Source organism: Paenirhodobacter populi (assembly GCF_004022215.1).
In the GTDB taxonomy this organism is placed as follows: Bacteria; Pseudomonadota; Alphaproteobacteria; order Rhodobacterales; family Rhodobacteraceae; genus Rhodobacter; species Rhodobacter populi.
On sequence record NZ_SAUZ01000009.1, the window covers coordinates 18,149 to 44,214 of the forward strand.

Here is a 26,066-nt window from a genome sequence, read left to right on the forward strand (position 1 = left end):
GCGCCGATGCGAATCCCTGTTCAGGGGCTGAGGGCGCGCAGGAAAATGCGTCGCCACCGTGCATGCCACGGACCCGCTCCATGTGCCCCGATCGGTATGGACTTTATTTTCCATTTTGCGTTAGGTGCGACATTATGTCCGCGGGAGTCGTGCTGGCTCCGGGCAACCGACAAAGGAGCATGACGTGGAAACGAAAGGGTGGCGGCCTTCTCCGGTTGCCAGAATCTGGCTCTGGCTGCTGGCAATCGTGTTGCTGGCGGCGGGGCTGTTTTTCGTGATCGGTGGCGGCAGGCTGATCACGCTTGGCGGCAGCTGGTATTTCCTGATCGCCGGGATCGCGATCCTTGCCGCGGCGGTCCAGATCGCCCGCGGCCGGGTGTCCGGTGTGGTGATCTTCGGCCTCACCTTCGTGGGGACCGCCCTGTGGTCTCTGGCCGAGGTCGGGCTGGACTACTGGGGGCTGGTCTCGCGCCTGCTGGCGCTGACCGTCGGCACCGGCGTCGTGGCGCTTTCGGCGCCGCTGATGCGCGCGGGCGGGCGCGGGGTCCGCGCGCGCTGGCCGGTGGCCGCGGGGATCGTGCTGCTGCTGATCGGCGCTGCGGGCTTCGCCTCGATGTTCCGTCCCCATCCGACGGTGACGGCCGAGGCGCCAGTCGCCGGTCGGGTTCCGGTCGAACCGGGCACCGAGCAGAAGCACTGGGCGCATTACGGCAACGATGCCGGCAGCAACCGCTTTGCCGCGCTCGACCAGATCAACACCGGCAATGTGCAGGATCTTCGGGTCGCATGGACCTATCACACCGGCGATATCCCGATCTCGAACGGCTCGGGGGCGGAAGACCAGCTCACCCCGCTGCAGATCGGCGACCGGGTGTTTCTGTGCACGCCCAAGAACAACGTGATCGCGCTGGATGCCGATACCGGCGAACAGATCTGGCGCCATGACGTGAACGCCAGTGTCGGCGGCGTCTGGGAACGCTGCCGGGGTCTGGCCTATTTCGACATCAACGCACCGCTGGCGCAACCCAGCGTTCCCGGCTCCACCCCGGTCCCGCCCGCCACCCTGCCCGCGGGCGCGACGTGCGAGCGGCGCATCCTGATGAACTCGATCGACGCCAGACTTTTCGCCTTCGACGCCGATACCGGCGAAAGCTGCGGCGAGTTCGGCACCGGCGGCGTGGTCGATCTGAAGGACGGCATCGGCGAGGTGGCGAACCCCGCCTATTACACCCAGACATCGGCCCCGACGGTGGCGGGAACGACGGTGGTGGTGGGCGGCCGCATCGCCGACAATGTGCAGGTCGACATGCCGGGCGGCGTGATGCGCGGCTTCGACGTGATCACCGGACAGTTGCGCTGGTCCTTCGATCCGGGCACCGAGGATCCGAACCGCATCCTTTCCCCGGGCGAGCATTACGCCCGCTCCACCCCCAACGTCTGGGCGGGCATGTCCTACGATCCGGCGATGAACACCGTCTTCATGCCGGTCGGCAGCCCGTCGGTCGATCTCTGGGGCGCCACGCGCTCGACGCTCGACCTGACCTATGGCGCCTCGGTCCTTGCGGTGGATGCCACCACCGGGCAGAGGAAATGGGTCTATCAGACCGTCCACAACGATCTGTGGGATTTCGACGTGCCGATGGCGCCGACGCTGCTCGATTTCCCCACGGCAGACGGCAGCACCGTTCCGGCGCTGGTGGTGGGCACCAAGGCGGGGCAGATCTTCGTGCTCGACCGGCTGACCGGTCAGCCGCTGACCCGGGTCGAGGAACGCCCGGTCAGGCCCGGCACCATCCCCGACGAACCCTATGCGCCCACGCAGCCCTTCTCGGTCGGCATGCCGCAGATCGGCGCTGAGACCCTGACCGAGGCCGACATGTGGGGCGCCACCCCGTTCGACCAGCTCATCTGCCGCATCCAGTTCAGGCAGATGCGCTATGACGGTCTGTTCACCGTGCCCGATACGGATCTGTCGCTCAGCTTTCCCGGCTCGCTCGGTGGGATGAACTGGGGCGGCATATCCGCCGATCCGCACAGCCACGTGATCTTCGTCAACGACATGCGGCTTGGCCTCTGGATCCAGATGTATCCGCAGGAACCGCAGGCCGGTCTCAGCGATGGCGGCGAGGCGCCGAATGCAGGCATGGGTCTGGTCCCGCTGGGGGGCACGCCCTATGCGGTGGTCAAGAACCGCTTCCTCTCGCCGCTCGGCATTCCCTGCCAGAAGCCGCCCTTCGGCACGATGACGGCGATCGATCTCAAGACCCAGCAGATCCTGTGGCAGGTGCCCGTCGGCACGGTCGAGGACACCGGCCCCCTTGGCATCAGGATGGGCCTGCCGATCCCGATCGGCCTGCCGACGCTGGGGGGATCGCTGGCCACGCAGGGCGGGCTGCTGTTCTTCGCCGGCACGCAGGACTATTATCTGCGCGCCTTCGACATGGCGACCGGCAAGGAAATCTGGAAGGAACGCCTGCCGGTCGGCAGCCAGGGGGGACCGATGACCTATCAGTCGCCCAGAACCGGCAAGCAATATGTGGTGATCTCGGCGGGCGGCGCGCGGCAATCGCCGGATCGGGGCGATTATGTCATCGCCTACGCGCTGCCGGACTGACAATCCCGTCAATGTGATACGGAAAAGCCCCGGCCCGCAGGTGCCGGGGCTTTCTTTTCGGTTGCAAGGCCGCGCGAAAACCGCCCCATCTGTGGAAACCCGGACCGAGCGCATAGCCAATGACCCACCAGCCACCGCTAACCTCCCTTGCCGCCCCCACGCCGCAGCCCACCGATACTGATGCCGATGCCGAACTGCGCGACACGCTGCTTGCCGCCGGTCTGGCGGAATTCGCGCGCTACGGGCTGGACGGCGCGCGGCTCGAACGGATCGCCGAGCGGGCGGGCTGTGCGAAGCGCATGGTCTACTACTATTTCGGCGACAAGAAGGCCTTCTACCTCGCCGTGCTGGACGATGCCTATCAGGGGATCCGCGCGTCCGAGGAAAAGCTCAACCTCGACGCGCTGGAACCGCGCGCGGCGCTGCATCTGCTGGCGCGCAACAGCTTTCACTACCACGAGGCGCATGCCGACTTCACCCGTCTGGTGCTGGTCGAGAACCTGCAAGGCGGTGCCATGTTGCAGCGGATGCAGGAAGGCGACCGGCTGCGGCAGGCCGCGCTGGCGCCGCTGGAGCGGCTGTTGCTGCGCGGCGCAGAAACCGGCGCGTTCCGGCAGGGACTGAAGGCCGAGGATGTGCATTACCTCATCAGCGCGCTGTCCGCCTTTCGGGTGGACCATGCCGAGACATGGGAAAAACTGCTGCGGATCAATCTGTTGTCGGAACCGGACCGGACGCGGCATCTGGACCTGCTGCTGCAGACGCTCGACGCTTTCGTCTGCCCTCCCGCCTGACAGGCGCCGCGCGCCCCGGGCGATCCGGGCCTCCTTTCCGGCGCGGCAACCCGGCGGCGCGGAACCGGACCAGAGCTGCAACGTTGATCTGCGGCATATCAGGAGAGATCAGACATGGCCGACATGACCGATGACATTCGCGACGCGCTTGAAAAACAGATCGCCGATCTGAAGACGGAAATGGCCGGGCTCCGCAAATCCGTGGCCTCGCGCGTGAATGATGCCGAAGACACCTTCGTGGAGGTGAAGGACCGCGCCAAAGATGCGGCGCATCACATGCGGCACAAGGCGCATGCCGCCGCCGATACGATCCGCGACAATCCCGGCACCTCGGCAACCGTGCTTTCCGCCACCGTGATCCTCGGCTTTCTGGCCGGGCTGGTGGTCGCGGGGATGAGGGAACCCGGATCGCACCACCGTCGCTGACCGGACCGCAAGGACGCTCCGGCGCGCTGCCGGGGACATTTCGCCAAGACCCACCTCCCCGAACCCACCTCAATGGAAGGCAGGAACGATGGCCGAAAAGACATATCAGACCGAACACGGCGCCGCGGGCGAAACGCAGCAACGGGGTGGCGAGGTTCTGACCACGAACCACGGCATTCCGGTTTCCGACAACCAGAACAGCCTGCGGGCGGGGGCGCGCGGTCCGACATTGCTGGAAGATTTCCTCCTGCGCGAGAAGATCTTTCACTTCGACCATGAACGCATCCCCGAGCGCATCGTCCATGCCCGCGGCTCGGTCGCGCATGGGGTGTTCGAATGCACCGATCCGATCCCCGATCTGTCCCGCGCCGGGCTGTTCGCCGAAAAGGGCAAACAGACGCCGGTCATCGTCCGTTTCTCGACCGTCGCGGGCGGGGCGGGTTCTGTCGACACCCCGCGCGACGTGCGCGGCTTTGCGGTGAAGTTCTACACCGAGGAGGGCAACTGGGATCTGGTCGGCAACAACATCCCCGTCTTCTTCATTCAGGACGCGATCAAGTTTCCCGACCTGATCCATTCGGTGAAGATGGAGGCCGACAAGGGCTATCCGCAGGCGGCCTCGGCCCATGACACGTTCTGGGACTTCGTCTCGCTGATGCCCGAAAGCCTGCATACGGTGATCTGGGCGATGTCCGACCGCGCCATTCCGCGCAGCTACCGGATGATGCAGGGCTTCGGCGTCCATACCTTCAAGCTGGTGAATGACGCAGGGCAGGAGATATTCGTCAAGTTCCACTGGATTCCCCGTCTGGGGATGCAGTCGCTGGTCTGGGACGAAAGCGCCAAGCTGCAGGGGGCCGACAACGACTACCACCGGCGCGACCTGCATGAGGCGATCGCCGCCGGCGATTACCCGGAATGGGATTTCGCCGTGCAGATCTTCGATCAGGATCTGGCCGACAGCCTGCCCTATGACGTGCTCGACGCGACCAAGATCATCCCCGAAGAGGTCGTGCCCCTGCGCGTGATCGGCCGGATGGTGCTGAACCGCAATCCCGACAACCATTTCGCGGAAAACGAGCAGGTGGCCTTCCTGCCCTCGAACGTCGTGCCGGGGATCGACTTTTCCGACGATCCACTGTTGCAGGGCCGGCTGTTCAGCTATCTCGACACGCAGAAATCGCGGCTCGGCACGACGAATTTCCATCAGATCCCGGTGAATGCGCCGAAATGCCCCTATGCGAACATGATGCGCGACGGGCTGATGCAGACGCAGGTGCCGAAGGGCCGGGCGAATTACGAACCGAACAGCCTCGATCAGGCGGGCGAGGATCCCGGTCCGCGCGCCTCGGCCTCGGGGTTCGCCACCGCGAAACAGCCGGTCGCGGGTGAAAAGCTGCGCATCCGGTCCGAAAGTTTCGGCGATCATTACAGCCAGCCGCGGCTGTTCTGGCGCTCGCAGACCGGGAACGAACAGGCGCATATCGCCTCGGCCTTCGTGTTCGAGCTGTCGAAGGTCGGGCTCGACCATGTGCGCACGCGGGTGCTGAGCCATCTGCGCAACATCGACGAGGATCTGGCGCAGCGCGTGGCCGACGGGCTGGCGATCGACCTGCCCGAGGCGGCGGTGCCGTTCCGCGATCCTTTGGACCTCGATCCCTCGGACGCGCTGTCGATCCAGAAGAACTGGCACGAGACGCTGGCGGGCCGCAAGATCGGCATCCTTTTCGCCGAAGGGTCGGACAAGGCCGAGATCGACGCGCTGGTGAAGGCCGTCACCGATGCCGGCGGCACCCCCTTCACCGTCGCGCCGAAGGTGGGCGGCATCAAGCTGAACGGCGGCGAGATGAAGGCCGACGGGCAGCTGGCCGGGTCGCCCTCGGTCATTTTCGACGCGGTGGCGCTGGTGCTGACGGAAGAGGCGGCGAAGAAGCTTGCGAAGGACGGCGCAGCGGTCGGGTTCGTGCTGGATGCCTTCGGCCATCTGAAGGCGATCGGGCATACCGCCGGGGCGCGGCCGCTGCTGGACCGCACGGGTATCCAGCCGGACGACGGGGTCACCGATCTCGCCCATCTGCCCGATGCCGCGATGCGCCGCTACTGGGCGCGCGAGCCATCGGTCCGCGATCTGGCCTGACTGTCCGGAAAGAGAACGGCCCATCCCGCGAGGGGTGGGCCGTGTTTTGTAATCGGGTCCGGGGCGCTGGCGGTGGGGGCGCAGGGGGCCAGCCCCCTCGGCCGTTCCGGCCTCACCCCCGGGATATTTATGGAAACACGAAAGGGGGAAGGGCGCGGGCTGGTCTGGCTGTGCTTTCATCCGTTCCGGAGGCGCGCCGGTGGGTCAGTCGCGGTCGGAGTCCTTCAGGAAGAAGCGCACCATTTCACGTGAGGCGTCCGGTCCTTCGGCATCGGCGAAGGAGCCTGCGGGCGATCCGCCGGACCAGGCGTGCCCGGCGCCTGCAACCGTCCAGACCTCGGACCGCACCGCGCCATCCGGGGTCGCATGGCGCGCCGTGCGATAGGGGCGCCCGCCCGCCGTTCCGTCCTGTTCCTCCGCCACGCGCAGCGCCTCGCCCGAGAGGGCCGCGGCGTTCGACAGATGCACCGTCGTATCCGCGCTGCCGTGGAAGACGATCACCCGCGGTCCGTCTTCCGTCACCGCCGGGCGACCCCGGCCGCCGTGCCCGCCCATCGCCGCGAAGGCCGAGGGCACGTCATGCGCCGCGCCGGCGGGCAGGCCGGAATGGATGCCGATCGCGCCGAACAGGTCCGGATAGCTTTCGCCCAGGATCGCCGCCATCGCGCCCCCCGCCGAAAGCCCGGCGACGAAGGTCCGCTCGGGGCCGAAGCCGAATTCCGAGCCCACCTGCCGCGCGATCGCCGCGAGGATCGCCGGCTCGCCCTGCCCCGCCGCCTGATGCGCCGGCTCGAACCAGTTCCAGCAGCACAGCATGTTCGCGGCGCGCGGCTGTTCGGGCCAGATCACGATCAGGCCGGCCTCGGTGGCGACCTCGTTCATCCGGGTGCCGCGGGCGAAATCCTCGGGCGTCTGCTTGCAGCCGTGCAGCATCATCAGCACGCCCTGACAGGTCCCCGCCGGGATGAAGATCCGGTAGTCGCGGTGCCCCTCGGCCCCGTCATACTGGCGCGCGACCATCCCTTCCATCTGGCGCACGGGGCCATCCGCAAGGCGGCGCAGATCGCCAAGGCCGGGCGGCCGCACGACAAGGCGGGAGAGCAGCCCGTCGCGCGGAGTGGCCTGTGGTTCCGTCCGCGGGGCCGCGTCCTGCGGCGTTCCGGACAGGGCGGCGCGGATCACCCGCGTGGCATCGCCAAGATCGCCACGGCGAACGGCATCGGTCGCGCGACGCATCGCCGCGCGGAAATCATGTTTCATCTGACTGCCTTTCTGTTACCGGATTGCTACGTCATCAGGTCGGCCAGCGCCGCCTTGATCTCGGGAGAGGCCTGAACAGCACCCAGAACCGTCAGCGAGGCGATGACCCTGCGCACCGCCTCGGGCCGCACGTCGGGGGCGAAACGCGCCAACCCCAGCACCTTGACATGCAGCCGTTCCCCCGCCGCCGCGAGCGCATCGAGGTCGGCGGCGGTGAATTCACGCAGCCCGATCTCGAGCGTGTGCCGCTCGATGCTTTGCGCCATTTCCGGCGCATGCGCGGTGAGCTGGTTGCGGATCGCGGTGCGGATGAAATCGGAACGGTTCGAGTAGAACCCCTCCTGCACCAGAAGGTCGATCCGGCCCAGATCCACGTAGCCAAGGTTGATCGTGATCTTTTCGCTGTCGGGAATTCGTTCTCTTGCTGCCATTGCCATCTCCTTACCATCCATATGGATGGTGTATGGCGTATAGTCAAGGGTCATGCCGATTTCCGACGATCTTTCCGGGCGGGAGGCGGAGGCGCAGCACATGCGCGCCGCCATCAAGGGGAACGCGGGCATCCTCCCCACCCCGCTCCGCGCCGTCGAGCAGGATGCGGGGGCCTTCGGCCACCTGTGTCACGCGGATGTCGATCCGGGTGCCCTCCACCCGCAATCTGGCCGAGAATCCGGGCCAGCCGCCGGGCAGGCAGGGATCGACGCGCAGATGGCCCCCCTCGCGCCGCAGGCCCAGAATGCCCTCCACCCCGGCGCGATACATCCACGCCGCCGAACCGGTATACCAGGTCCAGCCACCCCGGCCCGCGTGCGGCGCGACCGAATAGACATCGGCCGCCACGACAAAGGGCTCGACCTTGTAGCGCCGCACGGCGGCGGGCGTCAGGGCGTGATTGATGGGGTTCAGCATCGCGAAGAGCCGCGCGGCCCCGTCGCCATCCCCCATCCGGGTTCGCGCGAGGATCGCCCACATCGCGGCATGGCTGTATTGGCCGCCATTCTCGCGCAGGCCGGGCGGGTAGCCGGCGATATAGCCCGGATCGGGGCCGAACTCCGGGGCCGCATTGTCGAAGGCCGGGGTGAACAGCAGCGCGATCCCCGGTTCGGGGCGGATCAGTTCCCGCGTCATCGAGCGCATCGCCTGTGCGGCGCGGGCGGGATCGGCCTGCCCGGACAGGACGGCCCAGGATTGCGGGATGGAATCGATCCGGCAGGCCTTCCCCGCCGCCGTGCCGAGCCATGTGCTGTCATCGAAGGTCGCGCGGCGATACCAGGCGCCGTCCCAGGCCTCGCGCTCCAGTGCAGCGCGCAGATCCCCGGCCTGCGCCCGCCAGCGCGCGGCGCGGGCGGGATCGCGCGTTTCGGCTAGCGGCGCGAACAGCGCCAGCGTCCGCAGCAGCAGCCAGCCGAGCCAGACGCTTTCGCCCCGACCGCCCTCGCCCACCCGGTTCATCCCGTCGTTCCAGTCGCCGGTGCCGATCAGCGGCAGACCCAGCGGGCCGGTCAGCGCGAGACAGCGATCAAGCCCGCGTGCGCAATGCTCGAACAACGGCGCCTCGCGCCCCGAGGGATCGGGCAGGAAAAAGGCGTCGTGCTGCCCGGGCGCGAGCGGCGGACCTTCGAGGAAGGGCGCGGGTTCGTCCAGCACCGCCGCATCGCCGGTCGCCGCCACGTAATCGGCGACCGCGAAGCCCAGCCAGACGCAATCGTCCGAGATCCGCGTCCGCACTCCCTGCCCGGAATGCGGCAGCCACCAGTGCTGCACGTCGCCTTCGGGGAACTGCCGCCCGGCGGCGCGCAGCAGATGCGCCCGCACCCGGCCCGGCGTGGCCAGCGTCAGCGCCATACCATCCTGCAACTGATCGCGGAAACCATAGGCGCCGCTGGCCTGATAGAACCCGGCCCGCGCCTGCACCCGGCAGGCCAGCGTCTGATATTGCAGCCAGCCGTTCAGCATGATGTCCATGGCGCGGTCGGGCGTCTCGACCTGCACGGTGCCCAGAACCTCTCGCCAATGCGCCCCGACATCAGCGAAGATCCGGTCAAGATCCGCCACCCGCAGCCGCGCGATCAGGGCGCGGGCTGCCCCGGCCGAGGCGGTCTGGCCAAGGAAATGCACGACCTCGATACCGGCGCCCGGCGCCAGCGTGACCGAGCGCGCCAGCACCATGCAGGGATCCAGCCCCGCGCCCGCCTCCCCTTCCGCAGCCAGCCCCGAGGTCAGCGCGAAGGGCGCGGACAGATCGCCGCCATGGCCCAGAAACCCGGTCCGGTCGGTGGTGAACCCGGTCTGCAGGCCGCGCATGTCGGAAAACATCACCCGGTCGGGAAAGGCCATGTTCCACGGATTGCGGGCAAAGATCGCGCCCGTTTCCGCATCCCGTTCGGTGATGACGAAGGGCGCCGAGGCGGCGCGCGACGGCCCCATCACCGGCTCGGCATAGCTCAGCACGGTCAGCCGCCGACGCCGCCCGGACAGGTTGCGTAGCGTCAGGCGCGAGATCTTGACCGGATCGTCCAGAGGCACGTATTGCAGCAGGTCGAAGGCGATCTCGCCCGCCTCGTGTTCGAACCGGCTGTAGCCGAAACCGTGGCGCGCAACATGGCGGCCCCGGCGGCGCAGAGGCCGGGCGGTGGGGGAAAACACCTCGCCGGTCATCTCGTCGCGGATGTAGAACGCCTCGCCCGTCGGATCCGCCACCGGGTCGTTCGACCAGGGCGTCAGCCGGTTGTCCCGGCTGTTTTCGGCCCAGGTGCTGGCGCTGCCGCTGGCCGAGACGTGAAAGCCGAAGCCGTCATTGGCGATCACGTTGACCCAGGGCGCGGGGGTCGAGGTGCCGGGTTCGAGGATCGTGACATATTCCCGCCCGTCGCGGTCGAACCCGCCGGTGCCGTTGAAAAATTCCAGCCGCGGCGGCGCGGGCGGCTCCGGGGTGGCGGACACATGTTGCCGCCACGCGCCCGCCGCGAACGGGGGCGGGCTGCGGTCGGTCTCCGCGGCCAGCATCGCGGTGATCTGCCCCTCCAGCGGCCCGCGCCGCGCCATCAGCACCACACGCGCGCTGGCCACCAGCAAGGCCCGCGTCTGGGGCTGCATCAGATCGGCGCGCAGCGCATGGACCGTGCCGCGGTCCTCGCCCTCGCCCGCACGGCCGCTGCGCACCGCCGCCTCGATCCCGGTCTGAAGGCTCTGGACGTAGGAGGACGGATGTTCGTTCAGCACCACCAGATCGACATCCAACCGCTTCATCCGCCAGTATTCCTGCGCCAGCAGCAGTTCCTGCACCTGCGCCATGTCGGCCTGATCGTCGATGCGCAGCAGCACGATCGGCAGATCGCCCGAAATCGCCAGCGGCCACAGCCCCGACTGCTTGCCCGCGCCATGCGCGATCGCCCCCCGTCCCGCACGGAACCGCGCATCGGGATACAGAAGCGGCGCCGCCAGCCGCTGGAATTCCGCCGCCCGCGCCGCATCGACGCCCAGATGGCGCAACTGCACCTGCGCCTGCGTCCAGGCAAGCGTCTTGGCCCGGTCGAAGGCGCTGCGGTCGTGATGGCGGTCGATCAGGTCCAAAAGCTCTTCGCGCGTCGGCGCGACCACCGTCCAGAACGCCAGTCGGGCCACGCCCCCCGGTGCGATCCGCATCCGCTGGCGCAGGGCGAACACCGGATCCAGCACCGTGCCCACGCTGTCTGTCAGCCGCATGCCGGGGGCAAGGGCGCGGGCCGTCGTGACATCGTTGTCGCGACCCAGAAACGCCGCGCGGTCGGTTTCGTATTCCATCGGGGCCGAGGGCTCGCCCTCCACCACCAGAAAATGCGCGGCCCAGATGCCGGGCTCGTCCGGGCCGCGCCGCCGGCGCGTGGCGATCAGGGCGCCGAATTCCGGCAGATATTCAGTCTGCACGAACATCTTGGCGAAAGCGGGATGGGCCTCGTCGGTGGCGGGCGTGGTCAGCACCAGCTCGGCGAAGGAGGTGATCTCGACCTCGCGCGCCCGACGCGAGGTCGAGGTGACCGAGATCCGGCGCACCTCGGCGTCATCCTCGCCCGAGACCAGCACATCCAGCATCGTCGAGAGCGCGCCGTCGCGCCGCGTGAACGTGGCGCGATCCTCGAAGAACTGCACCTCGCCGTGATCGGTATCCGCGCCGGGCACAGGGTGGAGCACCCCCTCCCGCAGGTCGCGCAGCCAGAACCGCGTGCCACCCGTGTCGCGCGTCGCATCCGCCTGCCAGCGGGTGACCGCGATCCCGTCCCAACGGCTGTAACCGCCGCCGCGCGCCGTCAGCATCACCGAATAGCGCCCGTTCGACAGGATATGCGTGACCGGCGGCCCCTGCGGCACACCCTCGATCAGCACCATGCGCTGCATGTCGACCGCCGAGGGGATGACGGGCGCGGTGATGCCTTCGGCGCGGGGGCTGGCGTTGACGATGTCGCGGGGGATGCGCTCCTGCAACAGGAGTTCGGCCGCGCGGATCATCGGTTCCGCGTGAAAGCGCGCCCGCATCCGCCCGTCCTGCAACGCATTGGCGATGGCGACGATGGTCATGCCCTGATGGTGGGCCATGTAGCTGCGCACCACCGCCACCGTTTCGCCATCGGGCACGCGCGTCGGGGTGAAATCCAGCGCCTCGACAAAGCCGAACCGCCCCAGCCCGCCCAAGGCGGCCAGCGCCGCATAGTTCCGCCGCGCCGCCGCCGGGTCGATCATCGCCGCCAGCCCGGTTGCATAGGGCGCGATCACCAGATCCGCCGCCAGCCCGCGCTTCAGCCCCAGACCGGGGATGCCGAAGGTGGAATACTGGTAGTTCAGCTCGATATCCCGCGCGTTGAAGCCGGATTCCGACACGCCCCAGGGCACGCCCCGCTTGCGGCCATAGGCCTGCTGGCGCGCCACCACCAGACGGTCGGTCTGCGCCAGAAGGCTGTCCTCGGGTTCCGCCATCACCAGCGCGGGCATCAGATATTCGAACATCGAGCCGGACCAAGACACCAGCATCGCCCCGCCCGGACAGGGCATCGCCGTGCGGCCGAGCCGGAACCAGTGACGCGCCGGCGCATCCCCCTTGGCGATGGCAAACAGGCTCGCCAGCCGCGCTTCGGAGGCCAGAAGGTCGTAGCAGCCGGGGTCGAGCGCGTTCTGCGCCACGGAATAGCCGATGGACAGCAGCTTGCGGTCCGGGTCGAGCAGGAAGCCGAAGTCCATCTCCAGCGCCATGGCCCGCGCCTGCGCGGCCAGCGCGGTCAGCCGCCGGGGCAGATCGCGGCGGGCCTCGGGGTCCGCGTCGCGGGCGTGTTCGCCGATCTCGCCGCTCAGGGCGTCGAGCCAGTTCCGCAGATCCGTCCGCTCGCCGGGCGGCAACGCGGCCTCGGCCTTGGCGGCAAGGCGCAGGAGCGCGGGCCATGCCGGATCGCCGGGCAGGGTGATCCCGGCTTCGAGGTCATCGAGCAGGCCGGACGCCTCGGCCCCCTCCGCCGCCAGCCGCGCCAGATGCAGCGTGTCCAGAAGCCCCGCGCGGACGTCGCCGGGTTCGGGATCCGCGGCCCAGCCCTCGCAGGCATTGGCCAGCGCGATCAGATGCCCGGCCAGATTGCCGCTGTCGACCGAGGACACATACATCGGTTCCAGCACCCGGCCGTCCGCCGTGCCATACCAGTTGAAGAAATGCCCGCGCAGTCTGGGCAGCGCCTGCATCGCGGCCAGCGTCGCCTCGATCCTCTCGGTGGTGCGCAGAAGCCCGGCCCAGCCGAAGTCCCGCGCGGCGACGGCGGACAGCAGGTAAAGCCCCATGTTGGTGGGCGAGGTGCGCCGCGCGACCAGAGGCGCCGGGTCTTCCTGATAATTGTCGGGCGGCAGGTGGCTGTCGGCGGCGGTGACGAAGGTCTCGAAATAGCGCCATGTGCGCCGGGCGATCAGCCGCAGGTCGCGGGCCGCATCGGGCGAGAGAGCCGCGCCCCGCGCCGCGCGCTGCGGGCGGCTGATGCGATAGGTGATCAGGGGTGCGGCCAGCCACAACAGCGCGAAGGGCAGGATCAGCGGCACCGCCCCCGGCGCCAGCGCCGCCGCCCCCGCGGCGATGCCCGCGCCCAGAACCACGCCCCCCGCCATGCCGCGCGCCTCGCGGGCCAGACCGGGGCGCGGACCGCCCGCGGATTGCGCGGCCGTCGTCCATTCCAGCAGATGCCGGCGCGAGACGGCAAGCCGCCAGAAGCTGCGCCCGATCGCATCCGCCATCCGCCACGCGGCATCGGCCAGAAGCGTGACCGCCAGAAAGACCTGCACCGCCACCATGCTCAGATCGCGGCCGGACTGGCGCAGGTGGCTGGTCAGGTGCAGGTCCCTGCGCCCCGGGATCAGCCCCGGCAGCGCGGGCAGGACTACCGGCAACGCCACCGCGCCCAGCACCAGCGCCGTCGCGACCGCCGCCCCCTGCCCCGGCATCAGCCAGCCGAGGGCCAGCGCAGCCAGCGTGAACGGCGCCACCAGCGACCGGCGCAGGTTGTCGAGCATCTTGAACCGGCCAAGCACCGGCGTATCACGCCGCCGGATCCACGGCAGCAACTGCCAGTCGCCCCGCGTCCAGCGATGCTGACGGCGGGCGGCGACGTCGTGACGGTCGGGGAAAGCCTCGACCACCTCGACATCCGACACCAGCCCCGCGCGGGCAAAGATCCCCTCCAGCAGGTCATGGCTCAGGAGCGTATTCTCCGGCACCCGGCCGGTCATCGCCGCCTCGAAGGCATCGACATGATAGATGCCCTTGCCGGTAAAGGAGCCTTCGCCGAACAGGTCCTGATAGACATCCGACGACGCCGAGGCATAGGGGTCCATCCCCCCGGGGCCCGAGGTGGCGCGGCGAAACAGCGTGGCGGGATGGCCGCTTTCCAGCGCGGGCGTCACGCGCGGCTGCAAGATGGCATAGCCCTCCGTCACCCGGCCCTGCGCCGGGTCCAGTTCCGGGCGGTTCAGCGGATGGGCGATCTTGCCGATCAGCCGCGCGGCGGTATCGCGCGGCATCCGGGTATCGGCATCGAGCGTGATGACATGGCGCACATCGGCGGGCACCTGCGGCACCTGTCCGTCAGCGGTCACATAGCCGGTATCGCGCGCGCCGCGCAGCAGGCGGTTGAATTCATGCAGCTTGCCGCGCTTGCGTTCCCAGCCCATCCAGACGCCCTCGGCCGGATTGTGGCGCCGGGCGCGGTGCAGATGCAGGAAGCGCGGTCCCGCCAGACCGGGCGGATGGCGGTGGTTCAGGGCCGCGATCTCAGCGTCCACAAGGGCGATCAGCGCGGCATCGCCCGGCATCACCTCGCGCGGGGCGTCCAGCCCGTCGGTCAGCAAGGCAAAGCTCAGATCGCCGCCCGCGCCGGACAGGTGGTGGACCTCCAGCCGCTCGATCAGGCTTCGCATGTCCTCCGCATCGGTCAGCAGCACCGGCACCGCCACGACCGTGCGCAGCGCCGTCGGCACGCCGTCCTTCAGCTCCAGCCCCGGCAGGAGCGACGCCCCCACGATCGCGGTGACGCCCCGGTCGATCACCGTCACGGCCACGGCGCTGGCGGGCAGCAGCGCGACCAGCGCCCAGATCCATGCCCAAGGCCCGGCCGCCGCCGCCATCAGCGCCCCGACCGACAGGGCGGTCAGCACGACCGTCAGGCCAAGGATCGCGCCGCCATATCCGCCAAGTCCCGCCGCGATCCCCCATCGGCTCAGGCGCAGGCGGACCGGAGGGTGAAAGCCGATCTCCGCCTCGAACGCCCGCCGCCCGGCGGCGATCAGGTGCCAGCCCGGATCGCCGCTGCGCGGATCGGGGCTGGCCAGCGCCATCGCCACCGCCCGCGTGGCCACCGCGACCTCGGTCAGGTCCGAGCCGCGCGCCAGATCCTCGACCGCGCTGCGATAGAGGTTCCGGCTGGGGAAATCCATCGCGCCATAGCCCGGATGATCGCGCAGCCGCGCCTCGACCAGACTGACGCTTTCAAAGAGATCGGACCAGTCCGTTTCGGATATGGCGCGCATGCTGGTGATGATGTTGCGCAAGGTGACGTTCGAGGCGCCCTGCCGTTCCTGCGCATGGCGCACCACGCTGTCGATCGAGGCGCCCTGAACGGCCAGCCGTTCCTCAAGCCAGCCGAGCGCGGGATTGGTGCGCGGGTCGCGGTCGCGCAGGCGCTTGGCAAGCTGGGCGGCAAAGACCTCGGACAGCGGCCCGGTCGAGCGGCGCTCGACCTCCGCGAAGAGCGCCACATGCGCCTGACCCGGGGCACAGATGCGGTCGGCCAGCAGGTCGGCCTCAAGCCGCCGGATGCCGCCCAGTGTCATCTGATCGGCCAGCCGGCGCAGGTTTTCCACCAGAACGATGCGCAGGGTGATGGCGACGGCCCACAGCTCGCCGATCGTCAGCGGCTGGACGGTCTGGTAGGCGGTCAGGAAGCGGCGCAGCATGTCAGGGTCGAAATGGCTGTCGGTATGGGCGACGAAGGCCCAGGCGATGCCGAAGACGCGCGGATAGCCGGCGAAAGGCCCGCCATCCAGCTTGGGCAGCAGGCGATAATATCCGGGCGGCAGGTCGATGCGGATCTCGCGGATCTGCGCCTCGACCAGATGGTAGTTGTCCAAGAGCCAGTCCGCCGCCGGGACGATCTGCCGCCCCGCCGCCAGTTCGCGCGCATTCGCCCGATAGGCCAGCAGAAGCTGCGCGGCATTGTCGTCCAGACGGCGTTGCAGGGGTGGCACCCGGCGCGGACGCACCGCGATGGCCTGCGCCGCGGCAAGGGTGACGGCATGCTGTTCAAGCCGCTCGACCCCGAAAAGCTCGGCGCGGACGGGGGTCCTGTCGGACCACGGCAGGTCGTCGGACACGGGCGCGGGGCGCGCCATGCCGAACCCGGAACGCAGGTGCCGCGCGAATGTCATGGGATCCTTTCCGCCCGGCGGGGCCCGGAGGCGATCGCGGCAGCCGCCGAAAGGCATCGCCGCCACGGATCGCGCTGCACGACCGGCGCCGGCCACAAATGTTTCGGAACGCGCCGGAGAAGGATGTTCTCAGGCAAGGGCCAGAGGGCGCCAGACGCCGGACCGGCATCGGACGGCGCCCCCGGCGAAAGGCTCAGCCCTTCTTCTTCGGACTTGTGGAAAAGACGGTCAGCCCCTTTTCAAAGCTCGCCGCCGGCGCGGGCACCGGCTTTTTCTGCTTCGGCTTCTTGATTTCCTTGTTGCTGCGTTTCTGCCCTTTGGCCATGAGATCGTCCCCTGATATGTCCGGACCGGATGGCCGGATCTGGCGTCGTGGATGCGTCGGATCACCACGAGCCGAGGGCACATGCGCGCCTCTCGCCGCGGGAAGCTGCGATACATCGATGTCGTCTGACGATATGGCCGGCGGAGATCCCCTCGACGCCCGGCCGCGGATCGCGTGATGCGTTACCTGAAGATGGGGCGGAGCCGGGAAATTGCAAGCAAAGGCTGAAATCTCCGTCAGGGGGCGCCGGGAACCCGAGGCGATCTTTTCACGGGGCCGGAAACGATCCGGCCTCGACTAACGCCGTCAGGCGGCGCGGGAGCGATGATCCTCCGCGCCGATGAAGGGATTGTAAATCCCTGACAGCGATGGCGATGACCCGGACTGACCGGAATCCGAAATGATAGGCCGCACCCCGGCGGGATGCGGCCCTTTAATGTTCGCGCGTGATGTTCAACCGCGCTCTCGGGAACGTTCCCGGGCGGGCAATTCCCCCGCGTGATCCAGCGCACCCGAGGGCGCGGTGCGGCGCGCGGTCCCGGCGAGGGACGCCTTGCCACGATCCGCCTCGGGGTCCTGCGGATGCAGGGGGCCGCCCTCTTCGAGCATCGGCGAGGCCGCCTGCCCCTGCTCTTTCAGCGCCAGAGCCTTGCGCGCCAGATCGGCCTGATCCTCCTCATCCGCCGATCCGCGCCTGTCGCGTTCGGCAACGGCCCGGTCAAGCGCCTCGTTCAGAAAGTCGAGCTTGCTCCGCATCCCGATATTGCCGGCTGCCGGGGCGGTGCCGGCGGGACCGGCCTTGCCGCGCGCCTCCCGGCCCTGACGGTCGCCGATGTCGCGCGCGCGGTTGCGGCGTTCCCGCAGAAGGGCGACGAGATCGGACAGCGCGCGGTCCGAAAGCGCGCCCAGACCCGGCTGGCGGGCCTGATCGGCCAGCGCCAGCTCGTCCTTGTTCAGGGCACGTTTTTCGTCGTTGCCTGCGGGTGCGTCTTGCCTGCTCATCTCATCCTCCTGTTCCTGCTTGCCCGTTCTCAACCCGCGCGGCGGAGGGAGGTTCCTGACAGACGCGAGGGCGCCCGATCACATTTCATCGGCGGGCCTTACAGTTCCGCGTGCATGTCGCGGAACAGGCGCGGCGCGATGCCGAAGCGGCGCTCGAAGGCCTCCGCCAGCCGCGCGGGCGGAAACAGCCCCACCTGCGCCGCGACCGATTTCAGCGAAAGCCCGCGCGACAGAAGCAGCCGCGCCGCATCCAGCCGGGCGATCTCGACGAACCGGGCCGGCGTCTCGCCCGTCGCCGCGACGAATTTGCGGTGGAAGGTGCGTTCCGTCATCCCCGCCCGCGCCGCCAGCGACGGCACGTCGAGCGCCGCGTCGAGATGCGCCTGCATCCAGCCGATCAGGTCGGCGAAGGGGCTGTCCGCCCTGACTTGCGCCCTCAGGATCGGGCTGAACTGCGACTGGGACCCGGGGCGCCGCGCATAGAGCACCAGCCGCCCCGCGACCTCGCCCGCGATTGCCGCACCGATGTCGCGCGCCACCATCGCCAGCGCCATGTCGATGCCGGTCGTCACCCCCGCCGATGTCCAGAGCCTGCCCTCGACCACATAGAGCGCGTCGGGATCGACGGTGACCTCGGGAAAGGCCGCCGCGAAGGGCTTGCAGGCCTCCCAATGGGTCGCGATGCGGTGCCCGTCGAACAGCCCCAATGCCGCAAGCAAGAAGCCCCCGGAACAGACCGAACCGAACCGCTCCGCCTGCGCCGTCAGTGCCGGCAGGGCGGCGCGCAGCACCGGGTCCGCCATCGCCTGCAAGAGCGGCTCGCGTTCCGCCCCGACCACCAGCACGGTCTGCGCCTCTCCGGGATGCAGCGCGCCGATCGGCCGGGTTTCCAGCGTGACACCGGCGTTGCTCTCGACGCCGCCGCCTTCGGCCGAGGCAAGCACGACCTTGTAGGCGGCAGGCTGGCCGCGCTGGCGCAGGGCGCGATTGGCGCCGTTGAACACCGATGCGGGCCCGGACACGTCCAGCAGTTCAAACCCCGGATAGACGATGAAGACGACGCGATGCATTGGCGGAAATTACCATGTATTTGTCATTCCTGCCATCCGCTCGCGGCTCTATCCTGTCCGTTATCCCAAAGAGGGAACAGCCGACATGAGCGATCCTGCGATACGGCGGCGCCACGGTCGGGCAAGCGGGGGAAGACCCATGAACCGTCGCCACGTCATATGGGGCATTCTGGGGCTGGCGGCCCTTTCCGCGTCGGGCTTCGGCGCGTGGATCGCCACGCTGCCGCCCGCCACGGCGGCGGAGCCACCGCCGGTGCCGCCGCAGGAGGCGGAGGCGATGCTGCGATCGCTCGCGCCACCACGCGAACGGCCGCTGATCGCCATTCCCGGCCTCAACGACGCGACCGAGACGACCGATTACCTGATGCCCGCCGGCATCCTGCGCCGCGCCGATGTGGCGGAGGTGTGGATGCTGGCGACCGGGCCGGGTCCGGTGCGGCTCTATCCCGCGCTGATCGTGGAGCCCGACGCCACCATCGCGGCCTTCGATGCGGCGCATCCCGAAGGCGCGGATTACGTGATCGTGCCCGCCATGCGCCGGGATGACGATCCGGCGGTGCTCGGCTGGCTCAGGGATCAGGCGGCAAAGGGGGCGAGGATCATCGGCATCTGCGCCGGGGCCAAGGTCGTCGCGGCGGCCGGCTTGCTGGACGGCAGGCGCGCGACGACGCATTGGTATTCCCTCGGCCAGATGCTGCGCCGCCATCCGACGATCGAGCATGTCGCGGACCGGCGCATGGTCTCGGACGGCGGCGTGACGACGACGACGGGCATCACCGCCTCCATGCCGATGATGCTGACGCTGATCGAGGCGATCGCCGGACGGCCGAAGGCCGGGGCGGTCGCGCGCGACCTTGGCGTGCCGCGGTGGGACGCTCGGCACGCCAGCGGCGCGTTCCGGATGACCCGGCCCTTCGCGCTGACGGTGCTGGCCAACCGGCTGGCCTTCTGGAAACGCGAGGAGCTTGGCCTTCGCCTCGACCCCGGCATGGATGAGGTCTCGCTTGCCCTCGTGGCCGATGCCTGGTCGCGGACCTTTCGGGCACGGGTGACGACCTGCGCCGTGGCGGGCGCGGTGGAAAGCCGGAACGGCCTGCGTATCCTTGCCGACCGGCCGGGCACCGACTGGCCCGAAGACCGCCGCCTGCCCGCCTGTCCCGACTGCAAGCCGGCCGGAGCGCTCGACCATGCGCTCGCCCGGATCGCGGCGCGCTATGGGGCGCGGACCGCCGATATCGTCGCCATGCAGCTTGAATACCCGATGACGGGGTAGCGCCCTACATCTGACCAAACAGGAGGAGAAGACCATGCCCAACACCATCCACCTTCACCGCGTGATCGCCACCCGCCCGGACAAGATCTATCGCGCCTTTCTGGAAAGCGATGCCGTGGCAAGCTGGCTGCCGCCCTACGGATACCTCTGCACGGTCCATGAACTGGACCCGCGCGTGGGCGGCAGCCACAGGATGTCGTTCCGGAACTTCACCACGGGCAAGAGCGGTGGCTTTGGCGGCACCTATCTCGACCTCGTGCCCGGGGAGCGTCTTGTCTACACCGACAGGCTGGATGATCCGAACCTGCCGGGCGAGATGCGCGTCACCGTGACCCTGAAGGCCGTATCGGTCGGCACCGACGTCACCATCGAACAGGAAGGCGTGCCCGACGCGATCCCGCCCGAGGCGTGTTACCTTGGCTGGCAGGATTCGCTGCGCAAGCTCGCCCTGCTCGTAGAGCCCGAGATCGACCAATAGCCCGCATGCGGCGTCCTTTCGGGCGCAGTCCGGCCTGCACGGATGGCGATCATGTCACCATTCGTGCAGCCTACAGACTTGCGATCGAGGCGTCGCTGGCGGTGTTCACGGCCACGAACGGCTGGGGCGAAGATGGCGCGACGACCTGCCAGGCCCGGTGCGCCGCCAGCACCAGACGCATCTGCGCCTCGTGGCCGGCGACATAGGCGGCGCCCTGCAGGGTTTCATCGGGATATTCCGCCGTCAGCCGCATGGGCGTCGCGCAGTGGTCATCCTCTGTCACGAAACAGGCGAAGCCGTTGAGCCAGAGGCATCCCATGTCTTCGGCATGCACGCGATACCAGCGAAGCTGGGCCTCGTTGAAGGCGACGAGGTCGGGAAACCGTGCAAGTTCCCCCGTCACATGACCGAGCAGGGCCGACGCGGTATAGCCCCAGCCGGCGTGGTGCCGGAGGAGCAGGAAGAGGCCCTTCGGGATCGTCCATTGCGCGAAACCGCGCGGCACATAGCCCGACAGCGGCCTTGTCCATTCATGCGCGGGATAGCCGTGCAGGTCGATATGCAGCCCCGCACCCGTGCGGGCCAGGGCCTGCCGCCGGATGTCCAGCTCCTCGCCGGGGACCGACGCATCCCGATGGGCGAAATCGTCCCCGTGGACGGTATAGCGCGCGGCGTGGTGCATGTGGCGGGGATTTTCCCTGACTAAACGGCCGTGCAGGGCATAGCCGTCGGGGTTTTCGAGGGGCGATATGGTGAAATGCGCCCCCTCCCGGCGCAGCCGCATCGCCGCCCTGAGCGCCCCCATGACCGGCGTCGTTTCGTTCGCGTGCTGCCCGGCCGTGATCATCACCGGCGCGCCGCGCCCCTGCACATGGCGCGCCCGCACGATCCGCCCCGCCCCGGACCGCGCGGTGAACTCATCCCCGCCGATCGCCTCCAGAATGCGCCCGATCCGGGTGACGGACGGGGCGCGGGTGACGGCGGCAAGGGCGGCCTCATCCGTTCCCGCCTGCTGATCGCCCGCATCGTCGCGGTCCCGCCGCGACCATGGCCGCAGGGAAATCTTCAGCCCCGGCTGGCCCCGCCGCAATTCGGGCACGATCTGCCCGGGCCGCAGGCGCCTGTCCCCCGCCGCGCGCCCGGTGAGATGGCCGAAATATTCCAGAAGCGAGAAATAGAGATCCTCGTGCATCGCCTCGGACAGGCTCAGCACCTCATCCCCATGACCCAGAGGCTCGTCCCGCGCGGGCAGGGTGACGGCGAGGTTGAGTTCCTCGAAAAACGGCTCCTGCGCGCCCCAGTCGCGGCGGGCGACGGCATTCAGGGCGGCGTCGAAGATCCGTTCGTAATCGGTCCGCAGCGGGCGGGAGAGGGCCGGATCCTCGCACCGGATCCAGCCGCAGGGCGACCATTGCGGCGCGCCCGTCGCATCCCTGCGCAGGCGGTTGGGGGCAAGGACGCGGTGCTGCTGGATCCGGTCGGGATAGGTCAGGCTGACGGTGTAGTGATCGTCCTGCGGGGCGGGCGCGAAATCGACGGGCACCGGGGACAGGAGCGCGGGCAGCGGATAGGCTTCCAGCAGGAACCGGCGGGGCGATGCCGCCGGATGGACGGGATAGCCGATGCTGACGGCGGTGAATCCGGGGGCCACCTCTTCGCGGAAGAAGGTCACGAGCGGCTTGTAGGCCGAGCGGAACCGCGCCCGGATGCCCCGCGCGGCCAGAAGCGCCTGCGCGGCACGGCGGGCCGCCTGATCGTCAAAGGTCCAGAAGCTCACCTCACCGGCGGGCGGCTGCCGCGTCAGCCGCGCCACGATCCGGTCGAGCGTGCGCGCCGGACGGAAGCTGAAGATCCCCTGCCCCATGCCCGGCGCCCGCGCGGCCCGCTACCGGCCGCGGATCCGCGGGTCCAGCGCATCGCGCAGCCCGTCGCCGATATAGTTGACCGACAGCACCGTCAGCGAGATCGCCACCCCCGGCAGGATCACCCGGATCGGATAAAGCTGGATCTGGTCGACCGCATCGAACAGCAGCCGCCCCCATGTCGGGAAGTCCGGCGGAAAGCCGAGCCCGAGGAACGACAGCGAGCTTTCGGTGATGATCGCGCTGGCGATGCCCAGTGTCGCCGAAACGAGGATCGGCGACAGGACGTTGGGCAGGATATGCCGCCAGACCATCTTGGAGGGCTTGGTCCCGATCGAGCGCGCCGCCAGCATGAATTCCCGCTCCTTCAGCGTCAGCACGTCGCCGCGCACGATCCGCGCCGTGTGCATCCAGCTTGTCACGCCGATGGCGATGACGATCAGGATGAACACGCCGGTTTCCGGCCCGAAGGCGCGCGAGAGCGTTTCGCGGAACAGCATCACCATCACCAGCAGCAGCGGCAGAAGCGGCAACGCAAGGAACAGATCGGTGACCCGCATCAAGAGCCCGTCGAGCCGGCGCGAATAGCCCGCGCAGACGCCGACGAAGGTGCCCAGAACCAGCGACAGCAGCATCGCCAGCATACCGACCGCGAGGGACACCCGCCCCCCGGCCAGAAGCCGCGCCAGCAGGTCGCGCCCCAGTTGGTCGGTGCCGAAGGGATGGGCGGCGGACATGCCCTGATTGCGCATCCGCATGTTCACCTGCGTCGGGTCGATCTGCCACAGATACGGGCCGAAGATCACCGCGAGCAGGATCACCGTAAAGACCACCAGCCCGAACATCGCCCCCTTGTGGTGGCGGAACTGCCGCCAGACGTCGCGCCACTGGCTGGAGGGCGCCTCACTGATTTCGGAAACGGTCACGGTCGCTTCAGTCATAGCGGATCCTCGGGTCGAGGATGCCGTAAAGGACATCCGCGATCAGGTTGAACAGGACGATCAGCACAGCAAAGATGAAGGTCAGCGTCTGCACCATCGGCACGTCATTCGCCTGAATGGCCGAGATCAGCAGTTGCCCGATGCCGTTCACCTTGAACACCTGCTCGGTGATGATGGCGCCGCCGAAGATCGTCGGCACGCCAAGCGCGATGACGGTGATCACCGGGATCATCGAATTGCGCAGCACATGGACCAGCACCACGACCTTTTCCGACAGGCCCTTGGCGCGGGCGGTGCGCACGTAATCCTGCCGCAGGTTGTCGAGCATCGAGGCCCGCATGAACCGGCTGATCTGGCTGGCGTTGAACAGCGCCAGCACCATGACCGGCAGCACCATCTGCCGGATCTGCTTCATCAGGCTGTCCCAGTCGTCGACGACGAGCGTGGTGTCGTAGATCGACGGGAACCATTGCAGCTTGACCGAGAACAGGATGATCAGCACCACGCCGGTGAAGAAGGTCGGCACCGAAAAGCCGATCATCGACACGAAGGTGCCGATCTGGTCGAACCAGCTGTATTGGCGATAGGCGGAAATGATCCCGATCGGCAGCGCGATCAGCACCCCGATGACATAGGCGAGCCCGACCACCCAGAGCGTCTGCGGCAGGCGCTGCGCGATGATGTCGGCCACCGGCGACCGGGTCTGCCATGAGATGATCCGCTGCGCATCACCCACCAGATTCCAGCCGAACAGGCTGTCGAGGACGTTGAGCGGCTCGATCCAGAAGAACTGCTTGATCCAGAGGAAATAGCGCACGAGCAGCGGCTGATCGAGGCCAAGCGCCTGCCGCATCCGTTCCTTGACCTCGGGCGGCACGGTCAGCGGCATCTGCGCCATCGGATCGCCGGGGGCGAGGTCGAGCAGCAGGAAAATGATCAGGCTGATGATCAGCAGCGTCGGGATCGCGATCAGCAGCCTTCGGATTGTGTAGTGGAACATGTCATTCCCGGTTGTGACGGGTGGCCGGCCCCGGCGGATGCCGGAGCCGGTGGATGCTGGCGGGCGGTCTTACTTCTCGCGATACCAGTCGGCGACGTTCCACAGCTGGCTGTCCCAGGCGTTGATGTCGACACCGCCGAGCGTGTTCGAGGCCGCCGACAGCGTGCCGCGATACACCAGCGGCAGGATCGTCATGCTGTCGCGGGTCAGCATGTCGTTCATCTTGCGCGCGATTTCGCCGCGCTTTTCCAGATCGCCCGTCTGGCCGAGCTGGACCGCCAGATCGTCATATTCCGGCACGCAGAAACGGCCGACGTTCTGGCCCTGCCACTGCGTCTGCGGGCTGGGGATCTTGGAACAGATGCGCTCGGCCAGATAGGCCTCGGGGTCGGCGCCGTTGAAGTTGTTCGCATACATCTCGACATCCGCCCAGAACTTGGGGAAGGTGTCGGGCGAACCGGGATCGCTGCCGAAGAAGACCGAGCCGTCGACGTTCTTCAGTTCCGTCTGCACGCCGATCTCGTTCCACCATTCCTTGATGATCGACTGGAAATCCTGACGCACGGCATTGGTCGAGGTCTGGAACAGCAGGCTGAGCTTTTTGCCGTCCTTTTCGCGCACGCCGCCGGCGCCCACGGTCCAGCCGGCTTCCTCGAGCAGCGCCTTCGCCCCCTCGATGTCCTGCGTCAGGCAGCCGGTGTTGGTGTCGTCCGCATAGGCCGCCGGCGCGGGGACGAGGTTGCAGGTCGGCTTGCCGGCATCGCCATAGCCCACCTCGGCCAGCAGCGCCCGGTCGATCGCCATGGACAGCGCCTGACGCACCTTGATGTCGGTCAGGATCGGATGCGGATGCTTCACCGTTCCCCGTTCGTCGGCAGGCAGCGAGGGCGAAGCGTCGGTCAGGTTGATCTCGAGCCGTTCCACCAGCGAGCCGAAGGCAAAGACCATGCGGCCCTTGCCGCCCTTGAGCATCTCGTCCAGCACCTCGGGGGCAAGCTGGGTGTTCCAGGCGTAGTCGAATTCGCCGGTTTCCAGAACCGAACGCGCCGCCGAGGCCGCGTCGCCGCCGCCTTTCAGCGTCATCTTGGCAAAGGCGGGCTTCGCCGGGTCGCGGTAGTTCGGATTGGCCGACAGGGTAATGACGTCGTTCGGGCGGAATTCGTCGACCTTGAACGGGCCGGTGCCGATCGGATTGAAGTTCTGCTGGGTGCAGGTCGGGGCCTTTTCGCCAAGGCAATCGGCGAATTGCTGCTTTTGCAGGATCGGCCCCTGCGCGCCCGCGAACGCCACATAGGGCACGGGCTTCGGCTCGGTGAACAGGATCCTGACGGTCGAGGCATCGACGGCCTCCACCTTGTCGATCCCCTCGTAGATCGAGGCCTGCGCGCAGCCGCCGCCCGGCGCGGTGCAGTATTCATAGGTGAAAACCACGTCCTCGGCGGTGACGGGCGTGCCGTCCGACCATTTCAGATCGGGCTTCAGCTTGTAGGTGATGGACTTCATGTCCTCCGCGACGCCGCCGTTTTCCAGCGTCGGGATCTCGGTCACCAGCCACGGCACCATCTCGCCCGCCGGGTTGAAGCGGATCAGCGGTTCAAGGATGAGCGAGGAAGCTTCTTCGTCCTTGGTGCCCGCCGACAGATAGGGATTGAGGATCGAGGGCGCCTGATAATAGATCACCCGAACCTCGCCGTCGGAGCCGCGCTCGGCTTGCGCAACCTGTGCGAAAGCAAGCGACGCGGTCGCGCCCAACAGAAGTGTCTTCCAGGTCATTCCAGTCTCCTTGTTGAAATAAGGCCGCGCATTCTGTGTGCAACTGACCTGCATCCTGAATGTCCGACCGCATCCACGGTGGATATGATGAATCACCGTCGACACGGTAAATTCCGGGAAAATTCAAACCAAGCGGACAAAAAAGGCAAGCGCCCGAAGATTTGGCGCATGATTAGGCGCACTTTG

At 68.2% G+C, this 26,066-nt stretch carries 16 protein-coding genes; 6 read left to right on the forward strand and 10 right to left on the reverse strand.

Translation table 11 applies throughout. The annotated features are described in order from the left end of the window. Positions 1-184: 184 nt before the first annotated feature. The 4 genes from D2T30_RS08625 to D2T30_RS08640 all read left to right on the forward strand — a co-directional run bounded on the left by D2T30_RS08625 (position 185) and on the right by D2T30_RS08640 (position 5,971). Complete coding sequence (locus tag D2T30_RS08625; protein WP_206612891.1) at positions 185-2,614, forward strand: membrane-bound PQQ-dependent dehydrogenase, glucose/quinate/shikimate family; 2,430 nt, start codon at positions 185-187, stop codon at positions 2,612-2,614. A gap of 119 nt (positions 2,615-2,733) precedes the next feature. Then, complete coding sequence (locus D2T30_RS08630) at positions 2,734-3,408, forward strand: TetR family transcriptional regulator (RefSeq protein WP_128208535.1); 675 nt, start codon at positions 2,734-2,736, stop codon at positions 3,406-3,408. Between the two features lie 114 nt (positions 3,409-3,522). Continuing rightward, positions 3,523-3,834, forward strand: coding sequence for a hypothetical protein (locus D2T30_RS08635; RefSeq protein WP_128208536.1), 312 nt, complete (start codon positions 3,523-3,525; stop codon positions 3,832-3,834). A gap of 88 nt (positions 3,835-3,922) precedes the next feature. Next, entirely contained in the window at positions 3,923-5,971 is a 2,049-nt protein-coding gene (locus D2T30_RS08640) for a catalase (protein WP_128208537.1), read from the forward strand. Positions 5,972-6,175: 204 nt separating this feature from the next. Here the strand turns inward: D2T30_RS08640 and D2T30_RS08645 are convergent, their stop codons facing one another. The 6 genes from D2T30_RS08645 to D2T30_RS08665 all read right to left on the reverse strand — a co-directional run bounded on the left by D2T30_RS08645 (position 6,176) and on the right by D2T30_RS08665 (position 18,553). Next, positions 6,176-7,231, reverse strand: a complete 1,056-nt coding sequence (locus tag D2T30_RS08645) for an extracellular catalytic domain type 1 short-chain-length polyhydroxyalkanoate depolymerase (protein WP_128208538.1) — start codon at positions 7,229-7,231, stop codon at positions 6,176-6,178. A gap of 26 nt (positions 7,232-7,257) precedes the next feature. Further along, complete coding sequence (locus tag D2T30_RS08650; protein ID WP_128208632.1) at positions 7,258-7,668, reverse strand: CopG family transcriptional regulator; 411 nt, start codon at positions 7,666-7,668, stop codon at positions 7,258-7,260. 37 nt (positions 7,669-7,705) lie between these two features. Beyond that, complete coding sequence (locus D2T30_RS08655) at positions 7,706-16,156, reverse strand: GH36-type glycosyl hydrolase domain-containing protein (protein WP_128208539.1); 8,451 nt, start codon at positions 16,154-16,156, stop codon at positions 7,706-7,708. 193 nt (positions 16,157-16,349) lie between these two features. Further along, positions 16,350-16,481, reverse strand: a complete 132-nt coding sequence (locus D2T30_RS23920) for a hypothetical protein (protein ID WP_277749193.1) — start codon at positions 16,479-16,481, stop codon at positions 16,350-16,352. A 453-nt stretch (positions 16,482-16,934) separates the two neighbouring features. Further along, positions 16,935-17,483: a hypothetical protein gene (locus tag D2T30_RS08660; protein WP_128208540.1), complete on the reverse strand. Its 549-nt coding sequence runs from the start codon at positions 17,481-17,483 to the stop codon at positions 16,935-16,937. A 98-nt stretch (positions 17,484-17,581) separates the two neighbouring features. After that, a complete protein-coding gene (locus D2T30_RS08665; protein ID WP_128208541.1) occupies positions 17,582-18,553 on the reverse strand; it encodes a GlxA family transcriptional regulator in 972 nt (323 codons plus the stop codon). A 139-nt stretch (positions 18,554-18,692) separates the two neighbouring features. On the opposite strand from D2T30_RS08665, the gene D2T30_RS08670 reads away from it, so the two are divergent. Both D2T30_RS08670 and D2T30_RS08675 read left to right on the forward strand, forming a co-directional pair. Beyond that, entirely contained in the window at positions 18,693-19,826 is a 1,134-nt protein-coding gene (locus tag D2T30_RS08670; RefSeq protein WP_128208542.1) for a DJ-1/PfpI family protein, read from the forward strand. A 34-nt stretch (positions 19,827-19,860) separates the two neighbouring features. Continuing rightward, on the forward strand, positions 19,861-20,304 hold the full coding sequence (locus D2T30_RS08675; RefSeq protein WP_128208543.1) for an SRPBCC family protein: 444 nt from the start codon (positions 19,861-19,863) through the stop codon (positions 20,302-20,304). Positions 20,305-20,374: 70 nt separating this feature from the next. Here D2T30_RS08675 and D2T30_RS08680 read toward each other — a convergent pair whose 3' ends face one another. The 4 genes from D2T30_RS08680 to D2T30_RS08695 form a co-directional block, all read right to left on the reverse strand. Continuing rightward, positions 20,375-22,168 (reverse strand): M14 family metallopeptidase, encoded by a 1,794-nt coding sequence (locus tag D2T30_RS08680; RefSeq protein WP_206612892.1) that lies wholly within the window; start codon positions 22,166-22,168, stop codon positions 20,375-20,377. Between the two features lie 21 nt (positions 22,169-22,189). Continuing rightward, positions 22,190-23,107 (reverse strand): ABC transporter permease, encoded by a 918-nt coding sequence (locus D2T30_RS08685; RefSeq protein WP_241560654.1) that lies wholly within the window; start codon positions 23,105-23,107, stop codon positions 22,190-22,192. Continuing rightward, positions 23,100-24,107 (reverse strand): ABC transporter permease, encoded by a 1,008-nt coding sequence (locus tag D2T30_RS08690; protein WP_128184687.1) that lies wholly within the window; start codon positions 24,105-24,107, stop codon positions 23,100-23,102. Before D2T30_RS08690 ends, D2T30_RS08685 begins: the two co-directional genes overlap by 8 nt. 69 nt (positions 24,108-24,176) lie before the next feature. Continuing rightward, positions 24,177-25,880: a peptide ABC transporter substrate-binding protein gene (locus tag D2T30_RS08695; RefSeq protein ID WP_128184689.1), complete on the reverse strand. Its 1,704-nt coding sequence runs from the start codon at positions 25,878-25,880 to the stop codon at positions 24,177-24,179. Positions 25,881-26,066: the final 186 nt, after the last annotated feature.

Coding starts and splice junctions, on each gene's coding strand:
- D2T30_RS08675 (WP_128208543.1), top strand. CDS start 19,861: ATGCCCAACACCATCCACCTTCACCGCGTGATCGCCACCCGCCCGGAC.
- D2T30_RS08665 (WP_128208541.1), bottom strand. CDS start 18,553: ATGCATCGCGTCGTCTTCATCGTCTATCCGGGGTTTGAACTGCTGGAC.
- D2T30_RS08660 (WP_128208540.1), bottom strand. CDS start 17,483: ATGAGCAGGCAAGACGCACCCGCAGGCAACGACGAAAAACGTGCCCTG.
- D2T30_RS08685 (WP_241560654.1), bottom strand. CDS start 23,107: ATGACTGAAGCGACCGTGACCGTTTCCGAAATCAGTGAGGCGCCCTCC.
- D2T30_RS08655 (WP_128208539.1), bottom strand. CDS start 16,156: ATGACATTCGCGCGGCACCTGCGTTCCGGGTTCGGCATGGCGCGCCCC.
- D2T30_RS08635 (WP_128208536.1), top strand. CDS start 3,523: ATGGCCGACATGACCGATGACATTCGCGACGCGCTTGAAAAACAGATC.
- D2T30_RS08630 (WP_128208535.1), top strand. CDS start 2,734: ATGACCCACCAGCCACCGCTAACCTCCCTTGCCGCCCCCACGCCGCAG.
- D2T30_RS08670 (WP_128208542.1), top strand. CDS start 18,693: ATGAACCGTCGCCACGTCATATGGGGCATTCTGGGGCTGGCGGCCCTT.
- D2T30_RS08690 (WP_128184687.1), bottom strand. CDS start 24,107: ATGTTCCACTACACAATCCGAAGGCTGCTGATCGCGATCCCGACGCTG.
- D2T30_RS08640 (WP_128208537.1), top strand. CDS start 3,923: ATGGCCGAAAAGACATATCAGACCGAACACGGCGCCGCGGGCGAAACG.
- D2T30_RS08680 (WP_206612892.1), bottom strand. CDS start 22,168: ATGGGGCAGGGGATCTTCAGCTTCCGTCCGGCGCGCACGCTCGACCGG.
- D2T30_RS08650 (WP_128208632.1), bottom strand. CDS start 7,668: ATGGCAATGGCAGCAAGAGAACGAATTCCCGACAGCGAAAAGATCACG.
- D2T30_RS08695 (WP_128184689.1), bottom strand. CDS start 25,880: ATGACCTGGAAGACACTTCTGTTGGGCGCGACCGCGTCGCTTGCTTTC.
- D2T30_RS08645 (WP_128208538.1), bottom strand. CDS start 7,231: ATGAAACATGATTTCCGCGCGGCGATGCGTCGCGCGACCGATGCCGTT.
- D2T30_RS23920 (WP_277749193.1), bottom strand. CDS start 16,481: ATGGCCAAAGGGCAGAAACGCAGCAACAAGGAAATCAAGAAGCCGAAG.